Origin of the sequence: Paenibacillus mucilaginosus 3016 (genome assembly GCF_000250655.1) — a bacterium.
Classification (GTDB): domain Bacteria; phylum Bacillota; class Bacilli; order Paenibacillales; family NBRC-103111; genus Paenibacillus_G; species Paenibacillus_G mucilaginosus.
In genome coordinates this window covers 5312545-5318939 of record NC_016935.1, presented here as the reverse complement: position 1 = coordinate 5318939, position 6395 = coordinate 5312545, and the positions used below count along the sequence as shown (strand labels likewise).

At 61.7% G+C, this 6395-nt stretch carries 6 protein-coding genes; all 6 read left to right on the top strand.

Translation table 11 applies throughout. From position 1 onward, the window contains the following. Nucleotides 1–191: 191 nt before the first annotated feature. On the top strand, nucleotides 192–1160 hold the full coding sequence (gene sbnA / locus PM3016_RS21990; protein WP_014651734.1) for a 2,3-diaminopropionate biosynthesis protein SbnA: 969 nt from the start codon (nucleotides 192–194) through the stop codon (nucleotides 1158–1160). A gap of 116 nt (nucleotides 1161–1276) precedes the next feature. Further along, nucleotides 1277–2248, top strand: a complete 972-nt coding sequence (locus PM3016_RS21985) for an ornithine cyclodeaminase (RefSeq protein ID WP_014370985.1) — start codon at nucleotides 1277–1279, stop codon at nucleotides 2246–2248. Nucleotides 2249–2389: 141 nt separating this feature from the next. Then, on the top strand, nucleotides 2390–2818 hold the full coding sequence (locus PM3016_RS21980) for a hypothetical protein (RefSeq protein WP_014370984.1): 429 nt from the start codon (nucleotides 2390–2392) through the stop codon (nucleotides 2816–2818). A 1-nt stretch (nucleotide 2819) separates the two neighbouring features. Further along, nucleotides 2820–4085: an MFS transporter gene (locus PM3016_RS21975; RefSeq protein WP_014370983.1), complete on the top strand. Its 1266-nt coding sequence runs from the start codon at nucleotides 2820–2822 to the stop codon at nucleotides 4083–4085. A 210-nt stretch (nucleotides 4086–4295) separates the two neighbouring features. Then, nucleotides 4296–4970 carry a serine O-acetyltransferase gene (gene cysE / locus PM3016_RS21970; RefSeq protein ID WP_014370982.1) on the top strand — a complete coding sequence of 225 codons (675 nt, stop codon included), beginning with the start codon at nucleotides 4296–4298 and terminating at the stop codon, nucleotides 4968–4970. 10 nt (nucleotides 4971–4980) lie between these two features. Beyond that, nucleotides 4981–6363 (top strand): alpha/beta hydrolase family protein, encoded by a 1383-nt coding sequence (locus PM3016_RS21965; protein ID WP_238540631.1) that lies wholly within the window; start codon nucleotides 4981–4983, stop codon nucleotides 6361–6363. The last annotated feature ends 32 nt before the right edge of the window (nucleotides 6364–6395 follow it).

The following is a 6395-nucleotide window of genomic DNA, read 5'->3' as shown; positions in this document are numbered from 1 at the left end:
AGCCGGTCCGGGGGAAGGGCGGGGAGGGCCCATGGCCTTCTCCGCACCTCCTTCTACCCGGAATCCGATCGGATACCCGGGAAGGAACAGCGTGTATCGCACAGGCGTGGCAATTCGGAATTCTAAGGCCGGCTGACCTGATGGCGTGCCGGAACACTGCAGAACACTGCGGAAATGAGGCGAAGCATATCGTGTATCAGACCATTTTGGAGAAAGTAGGCAATACCCCCCTGATTCATATGCAGGAAGAAGAGCTGAGCCATGTCAACCTGTATGCCAAGATGGAAGGCTTCAATCCGACAGGCAGCGTCAAAGACCGGAGCGCGGCTTATATCCTGGAGGAGCTTCTCCGCAGCGGGCGGATCAACCGGGACACCGTGATCATCGAGTCGTCCTCAGGCAATTTCGGCGTGGCCCTGTCCTCTTACTGCAAAAGCTACGGTCTGCGCTTCTGGTGCGTGGTCGACCCCAACATTACGCCGGAGAACGAGATGATCATCCGCGAGCTCAGCGAGAATCTGATCAAGGTCACCGAGCCCGATCACAGCGGAGGGTATCTGCTCAGCCGGATCGCGACCGTCCAGCAGGTGCTGCAGACGATGCCGAACTGCTACTGGATCAACCAGTATGCGAACCCGCTCAACGCCGAGGCTTATTATCATTCCCTGGGCCGGGAAATCTGCGACGAGGTGGAGTCCGTCGATTATCTCTTCATGGGCGTCAGTTCCGGCGGCACGATTACGGGGACGTCCCTGATGGTGAAGGAGCGGTTCCCTGAGGCCCGCGTCGTGGCGGTGGATATGTGCGGTTCCGTGATTTTCGGCGGGGCACCGCGCAAGAGGTACATCCCGGGGATCGGCTCCAGCATGGTTCCGGGCATTCTGCAGTATGCCCGTTACGATGACGTTATCCTGGTGGACGAGAAGGAGACGATCGAGCACTGCCACAGGCTGCTCGGCAGGCATTACATGTATGTCGGTGGCTCCTCCGGCTCGGTCTATGCCGCGGTGCGGAAGTTTATTGCGGGCCGGCGGTTCGAAGGAAAGCCGAATATCGTGATGGTCTTTCCGGACCGGGGAGAGCGGTATGCGAGTACGATCTATAACCCGGACTGGTGCGCCATGATTCAGGATCAGGTGCATGCCCTGAACATCGGATAAGCATCGGATAATCGTTGGATTCTCAAGATCGACCGGATGTAAAAGACGAAGAGGGGGGCGGACGCGGTGAAATCGGGAATGGCGGTCCGCCAACCCACCCTAAGGAGCTGAGAGAGATGATTTATTTGAACGAGAGCCATCTGAACGAGGTGGGAATTCCCTGGGTAGAGACGATTGCCGTGATCGAAGAGGTGGTCCGCTGTCTGGAGAGCGGGGAGTTCGTCCAGCCGATCAAGCCTTACCTGAGATATCACAACCCGGCCAACCGCATTATTGCAATGCCCGCCTTTGTCGGCGGAGACATCTACACGGCCGGCATCAAATGGATTGCGAGCTTCCCCGGCAACATCGACAGGAACCTGCCCCGCGCGAGCAGTGTCGTTATCCTCAACAATGCGGAGACGGGCGAACCCCAGGCGATCATCAATACGGCGCTGCTCAGCTGTATCCGTACGGCTTCGGTCACCGGCAGCGTGATCAAGCGCTATATGGAGCACCGCCCGCGCGAGAGCTATACCCTCGGCATGACCGGCTTTGGGCCGATCGGCAGGGCGCATCTCTCGATGGCTTTGTCCATGTGGGGCGACCGCATCGGCACCGTGAAGCTGTATGATCCGCGGCCAGTGGACCTCCAGTTCCTTCCGGAAGCGTACCGGAGCCGGATCGAGACGGTGGACCGCTGGCAGGACGCGTACCTCGGCGCCGATCTGTTCCTGACGTGTACCGTGGCCTCCGAGCCCTATATCGACCTTCCGCCCAAGGGAGGCGCTCTTCTGCTGAATATTTCGCTGCGGGATTTCAAGAACGACATCTATCCTCATGTACGCTCCGGGATCGTCGTGGACGAGTGGGAAGAGGTCTGCCGCCAGAATACGGATATCGAGCGGCTTCACCTGCAGGAAGGCCTGCAGAAGGAAATGACGCATACGCTGGTCGATCTGCTCCTGGGGGACTGGATGGATACGCTCCCGCCGGAAGAGCCTGTCATGTTCAATCCCATGGGCATGGCCGTGTTCGACGTAGCGATGGGACGGTATTATGCGGACAAGGCGCTGGCCGCGAACATCGGGCAGCTTCTGCCTGCCTAAGATCGCTCCTGTCCGGAGCGAAGGTGCGGCAAAGCCTGACGGCAGCTCACCGTGTGAGTGAAGCTGCACGGCAAGCAGGGGATGGGTCCATGTAGGTGTACCTGTTCGGCAAACGATCTATATACATTGGGAGGATTATCTATGAGATGGCTTCTGGCCCTGGGTGTGGGCATCGAAATTACCGGCATTGTCTGGGACACACTGTATCACGAGAAATACGGGTACGATGAGCTTTATTTTATTCCGCCGGCCCATTATCTGGATCTCGTCGGAGCGCCATTGCTCTTTATTACGGCACTGCTGCTGCTGAGAAAAGGAAAGGGGACCCTCTGGCCTTACTACGGCATCATGGCCGGAGCCGTGCTGCAGACGATCGGCTGGGTCTGGGACAACTTCTTCTATCACCTGCGCGGGATTGAACCCGGACCGCTGGCGCCCCCTCACCTCGCCCTGAACTTCGGCCTGCTGTTCATGGTGCTGTTCACGATCTGTGCGTTTATCGCGGCGGCCGTTCACCGCTTCCGGAACAAATCGGGCCCTCCGATGACGGCCGAGAAAGGCATGAAGTAGCATGCTGACCCTGTTGAAGCACGGGAACTTCGTTTCCTTTTTCAGCTCGCGCACCCTGGCCAACTTTGCGGACAGCATTTATTTCATAGCGCTTCTCTGGGTGGTCCAGACCACATTTCACTCACCGGCCTTTACCGGATTTACGTTCACGGCCTTGTCCGTCGCCGCCGTCTTCAGCTTCGCGTTCGGACCCGTTATCGACCGTTTCTCGGCTTCCGCCTTATCGTGCATAGCCATGCTGGCCCAGGGCGTCATCCTGCTGTTCATCCCGATGCTGGCCGGACCGGGCATCCTGTCCTTCACGCTGATCCTGGTCCTGGTCCTGCTGGCGTCGGTCTTCTCCGCACTCTTCTATCCGGCCAACATGACCCTGCTGCCGCAAATCCTGGAGGATAAGGAGCTGCTGGTTCAGGGCAATGCCTTGACCTCGTCTTCCGACCAGCTCATCAACCTGATCGGGTTCCTGCTCGGCGGCACCCTGGTGGCGTGGCTCGGCGCCGGCGTTTCGTTCTACGTCGCTTCGGCCGCCTGCTTTACGGGGGCTCTCCTGTTCTGGGGGCTGTCCCGGCGGCTGAAGAAGTCTCCGGCACAGCCCCGGCCGGAGGGCGCCGGCACGGGCGGCAGCCCCGGCAGGTACTTGGCCGAGCTGAAGGAAGGGCTGGAGTTCCTGTGGAGCCAGTCTTTCCTGCGGGTGCTCATGATCCTCAATGTCGTGGCCAACTTCTCCGTTTCCCTGCTGGTGATCGCGCTGCCTTCCCTGGGGGAATCTTACGGTTCCGCGTTGTATTACAGCGGGATCTACGTGGCGTTCTTCTTCGGCATGATCCTCGGCGCCGTGTCGGCCAGCGCGCTGCCCAAGACCGGCCTGTGGATCTCCATGTTCTGGATCGGGAGCGGCTTCTCCCTGCTGCTGTTCTTCCTGCTGCCGCAGGCGATCGGCTGGAAGGTGCTGGCCATTGTGCTGTTCGGGCTCTGCTCCGGCGTCGTCAATGTGCTGCAGATGTCGTTTATCCAGCTGCTGACGGAAGAGAGAATGATGGGGCGGGTCATGGCCTCCGTGACGTCCCTGTCCAATCTGGCGATCCCGCTCGGCAGCATCATCGGCGGCTCGCTGGCCCTGCGCCTGCAGGTGGACGAGCTGTTCCTGCTGGCCGGCATCCTGATTGTGATCTGCGGTGCGGTGATGCTGTGCCTGAAGTCCGTCCGCAGCTTCTCGGTCCGGGACACCGAACTCCCCAAGGGAGAGGCCGCAGAGCTGTCCGTCTGACGGGCCGGCTTGGAGGCAGGCGGAGGAGCGCTGCGGCTTCGGCTCCATCTCTGCGCGCGGAGATGGGCTTCCCCGGCCCGCGTGACCGCCGGCCCTTCGGCATATGTTGGGATAACGGAACAGCCGGCCGAGGACATCGCCCGCCGTTTTACCCAATGAAGTAAGCTTGTTCTTGTGATACAAGTCGTCGACCTTATGAGAGGAGGCCCTATGTTCAGCACGATCAAGAAAGATATTCAGGCCGCCCTGAGCCGGGATCCGGCCGCCGGTTCCGCCTGGGAGGTCATCCTCGTCTACCCCGGATTCCATGCGCTTGTGCTGCACCGGGTCGCCCACGCGCTCATGCGCCGCAAATTCCGACTCGCCGCACGGATCGTTGCCGCGGTCAGCCGCTCGCTGACAGGCATAGAGATCCACCCGAGCGCGGTGATCGGCGAAGGGCTGTTCATCGACCACGGCATGGGCGTGGTGATCGGCGAAACGGTCGAGATCGGCAGGGATGTCACAATCTATCAAGGGGTGACGCTGGGGGGAACGGGCAAGGACACCGGCAAACGTCATCCCACCATCGGCAGCAACGTCGTGATCAGCTCGGGGGCCAAGGTGCTCGGCCCGTTCACCGTAGGCGATTATTCCAAGATCGGCGCCGGCTCGGTCGTGCTTCAGGAGGTCCCGCCGCACAGTACGGTGGTCGGGATTCCAGGGAAAATCGTGCGCCGGCGGGGCGATCATCTCCGTGAAGCGGGGAAGAGCGTCGATCTCGACCAGGTGAAGCTGCCCGATCCGCTGCAGGAACAGCTGAAGCGGATGGCGAGGCAGATCGAGCATCTGGAGCAGCAGCTGCTCCGGCTGGAGGCCGAGAGCCGCCTGGAGAAGGTGAGGTAGGGTGAGCAGGATGAACAGCACGAATACGGCTGCCGCCGCGCAGAGCCGCACGTATCGTTTGCCCCTGATCCTGCTGCTGGCCGCCTTGACGACAGCGGTATGGATCGCCCGCGGCTACAACCATCCCGTGACCCTTGCCGCAGGGGTGCTCCTGTGTCTTCTGATCTTCCTGGGCTTCCGGGCGCTGGGTACCCGGCTGCAGGGCCGGAAGAAGGCCGGGGCTGCCATGCAGGGAATCGCGGGCCTATCCGGGCTCTTCGTCAGCTCCCTGTTCCCGCTGCTGCTCCCGGTATTCGAGCTGCCGAAGCCGGGCGGCCCGTATGCGGTCGGCACGATGGAGCGGGTCATCGATACCGGCAGGGAGGAGAGCGCGACAACGGACCCCTCGGATAAGAGACGGCTGGTCGTACGGCTGTGGTATCCGGCTGAAGCGGCGGAGGGCGCGGCGTTCGAGCCGTACCCTCAGGAGATGAAGCAGGTGCTCTCCCTGAACACCGGCGTGCCCGCCTGGCTCGCGGGGCACTGGGATGCGGTCCGCACCCATGCGGTATCCGGTGCGCCTCTGGCTTCGCAGCAGAAGAGCTATCCGGTCCTCGTGTACTCCCACGGAGCCGGAGCTTCAAGGTATCAGAGCCTGTTCCAGCTGGAGGAGCTGGCAAGCCGCGGATATATCGTCGCCGCTCCGGATCATTCCTACATGGCCGCCGAGACGCGGTTCCCTGACGGGAGCATCGCCCGGGACCCGGGAAACCAGGCGCTGCTCAGCGCCGGGGAGAGCGCAGAGCTGATCGGGATCCGTGCGGCGGATGTCAGCTCGGTCCTCGATGAGCTTACCCGGTGGAATCAGACGGACAGCGGGTTCTGGAAAGACCGGCTGGATCTCGTGCGCGCCGGCGTGCTCGGCCATTCGGACGGCGGTTCCACCGCGCTCGAGGCCTTGGCGGCGGACAGCCGCTTCAAGGCCGGGCTGAATATGGACGGCACGGCGTACGGCCGGGTGGTGGAGAGCGGAGTATCCAGGCCGGTGATGTTCCTTATGGCGTCTCAGACGTGGCAGGGCATGCAGGCGGAGGCCGCGAAGACGGGGCAGACGGGCCCCTTGTCGGAGTATTACCGCAGGTATGTCCGTCATGTGGAGCAGGTCTATACCGGCAGCCGCAGTGATGCCTACCGGGTGACCCTGCCGGATACACACCACTTCAGCTTCAGCGATGCGGTGCTGTTCTCTCCCGTGCTGGCCGGAGGCCGGCCGGCGAAGGAGGCTCATGCCGAGATTAACCGGTACACGCTGGCATTCTTCGACCGGTATCTGCTTCAGATTCCTTCCCCGCTGCTGGAGCAAGGCGGCCCGCACGGCACCGGAGTGCGATTCGAGAAGCGTGCGGCGGAGTGATTGACACGGAAGGCAGTCCATTATTATCCAAA

Excerpts from the sequence above, each read along its gene's own strand:
- PM3016_RS21985 (WP_014370985.1), top strand. The coding sequence starts at position 1,277 with ATGATTTATTTGAACGAGAGCCATCTGAACGAGGTGGGAATTCCCTGG.
- cysE (WP_014370982.1), top strand. The coding sequence starts at position 4,296 with ATGTTCAGCACGATCAAGAAAGATATTCAGGCCGCCCTGAGCCGGGAT.
- PM3016_RS21975 (WP_014370983.1), top strand. The coding sequence starts at position 2,820 with ATGCTGACCCTGTTGAAGCACGGGAACTTCGTTTCCTTTTTCAGCTCG.
- PM3016_RS21965 (WP_238540631.1), top strand. The coding sequence starts at position 4,981 with ATGAACAGCACGAATACGGCTGCCGCCGCGCAGAGCCGCACGTATCGT.
- PM3016_RS21980 (WP_014370984.1), top strand. The coding sequence starts at position 2,390 with ATGAGATGGCTTCTGGCCCTGGGTGTGGGCATCGAAATTACCGGCATT.